The organism is Chrysanthemum yellows phytoplasma, assembly GCF_000803325.1.
GTDB lineage: Bacteria > Bacillota_I > Bacilli_A > Acholeplasmatales > Acholeplasmataceae > Phytoplasma > Phytoplasma asteris.
The window spans coordinates 1-2,594 of sequence record NZ_JSWH01000086.1; the positions used below are offsets into that span (position 1 = coordinate 1).

1 protein-coding gene and 1 pseudogene are annotated in these 2,594 nt (G+C 26.0%); both read left to right on the top strand.

The window, feature by feature from the left end; all coding sequences use genetic code 11:
- Positions 1-365: 365 nt before the first annotated feature.
- Positions 366-1,268, top strand: a pseudogene (locus OL66_RS01505) (transporter substrate-binding domain-containing protein); the annotation flags it as partial.
- 96 nt (positions 1,269-1,364) lie between these two features.
- Complete coding sequence (locus OL66_RS01510) at positions 1,365-2,486, top strand: ABC transporter permease subunit (protein ID WP_034172186.1); 1,122 nt, start codon at positions 1,365-1,367, stop codon at positions 2,484-2,486.
- The last annotated feature ends 108 nt before the right edge of the window (positions 2,487-2,594 follow it).

The following is a 2,594-nucleotide window of genomic DNA, read 5'->3' on the forward strand; positions in this document are numbered from 1 at the left end:
CATTATCAAAATAAAAATTATAAAAAAATTATAACTAAAAAAATAAATATATAAAATTATATAAAAAGGAGATAATTTACTGTACTTATTGACTTAAGAAAATATTTTAATCAAGTAAAAGCATTTTTTGCCAAGACAAATGCATATTTACTAAAAACAAAGTATATCGTTATCTAAATTACTTATTAGTAGGAGTTTCGCTTGTTGTTTTGGGGTGGTTGCATGTTCAAGTGTTTAGTGAAACCAAACAAGAAGGTAATGTTCTAAGAGCATCTACTTTTTCAGGGATGAGTCCTATTTGTCTACGATCGGAAAAAGCTTCAGCTTAAAATAGTGTTGTTTCTACAGGAGGAGAACGCTTAACTGGGTTTGAGGTTTTATTGATGAAAGACGTTGCCAAAGAAATGGGTAAAAAGTTAGATTTAAGACTTAATACTTTTGCAGGATTAGTGGGAGATATTGAATATAAAAATTCTGATATGGCTGCTGCTTGTTTTAGTATTATACCTGAGAGAAGAGATAAAATGGATTTTATTGTAGTTTATAATGTTCCTATGAATGCATTAATAGTAAGAAAAGATAATCCTGATTTTTTAGAATTTGAAGCTGGTTCTAAAGTTCAAGATAAAGATCTTTTTGCACATTTAGAAAAATTAGCAGATAAAGCAGCAGAAGAAGGAAAAACAAAAAAATTTAATTTTATTGCGATGGCTACAAATACCACTGATAAAGAATTATTTAAACAAGGAAATATGAAAGCACAATTAAGCCCTAAATATAGAGATAATTTAATTAATTATGCAACTGGTTCTGATAATGCAGCTCCTAATTTACAAGCAGTAAGAGAAAATAAAGAACGAGGCAAAGAAGTTATTTATGTAATTGATGATGTTATTGCTCGTGGTAATGTAGAATGTGACAAAGACTTAAAATATATTTCTCTTCAAACTGATAATCCTCTTTTATTATCTAGTCCTGAAGGGATAGGTATTGCCGTTCATAAAGGCGATAAAGAGATGCTAAAAGCAGTTAATAATGCTTTAGTAAAATTATTTGATTTAGATGTTAAGAAAAAAGAAGTAGAAAAAGAAGAAGATAATGGTACAAAAACATTTAAAGTAGAAGATAAAATATATGATCTTAAAAAGATTTTAGAAACTCTTAGGAAATTAAAACCAAGATTAGCATCACAAAGAACAAAGGACCAAGAAACTAAATTTGCTGAATTAAAAGGTCTTAATTCAATAAATGATGATGAAGAAAAATAATTTGAAGTTTTATTCAAAGTTTGGTCTTGGTTTTCTCTTAATAATACATTACAAAAAGATGCATCAAAACAAAGATTTAAAAATTTACCTAATGAATTGAAACAACTGAAAAAAGTTGTTGATACTTTAACTAAATGTTTAGAAGGTGGTACACAAAGACAAACTTTCAAAACAAATTATGATAAATTAAAAGTTAAAAAATCATACAAATTTTCAAGTACACCAGAAGAAAAAAATAAAAACCAAGAAAGAACATTAGACGAAGAACAAGAATATCAATTTTTGAAAAAGTATCTATTTGCGTTTTTTGATGAAACTAAAGAAGCCAAAATAAGAAGAGTATTAAATGCAAAACAACAAGAATTAGAAGCTAGCCAAAAAGAAAAAGAAACTTTGGAAAAATGTTTAGACGAACAAGACAAAACTCATTTAGAAAAAGTTAAAAAGAAATACGAAGAATTAAATACAAAAAATCAAAGAAACGCAGCACAAGAACAAGAATTTGTTGAATTAAATAAAACTACAAGAGCACAAACTGCAACAGAAAATGATTCTCCAGATGTGCAAAAATACGAACATTTGACATCCAAAAAGGAAGCAATAAAAAATAAAATAGATGAAAGATTAAAAGTAGTATTTGATGAAACTGTTTATAATGAAAAGGGTTTTGTTCAAAAAGGAGACGATTCTTTATGGGGAAAAATTAAATATCACTTACCAACTTATAAAAAACCTTTTTATACTTCTTTATTACTTTCTGTTTATGTTTTTGTTTTTGGATTCTTATTATCATTAGTTCTATTAGCAGTTAAAAATAAATCTACTCTTTCTAGAACAAATAATGTTTTTGTAAAAGGTGTTAAACAAGTAGGTTCTAAATTTGTAGATAAAGGACAAGTAGAAGCGGCTCAATCTTTAGGATTGAATAAAAAACAAACCTTCTATTATGTTACTTTCCCACAAGCATTAAAAAAATCAGTTCCTTTAGTAGTAGCACAATTTGTTACTAATATTAAAGCTTGTACTTTCTTCGTATTAATTGCATTAATTGATATGTCATTTGTTACAAATGATGCTATGAATGTTACAGGAGATTTAGTTGCTCCATTTGTAATACTTTCCTTTGTTTACTTAGTTTTAATTCAATTTATTAATATGTTAAGTAAATATTTAGAAAAAAAATTAAATCCTGCTTTAAAAACTTTAGTTAGTGCTTAATAAATTAATTTAAGAATTATAAGAAACAAATATTAAGATAAAACAAATATTAATTCTTAATATAAAATATAAAGATAATTAATGCATAACTCACTACATTTTAATTAT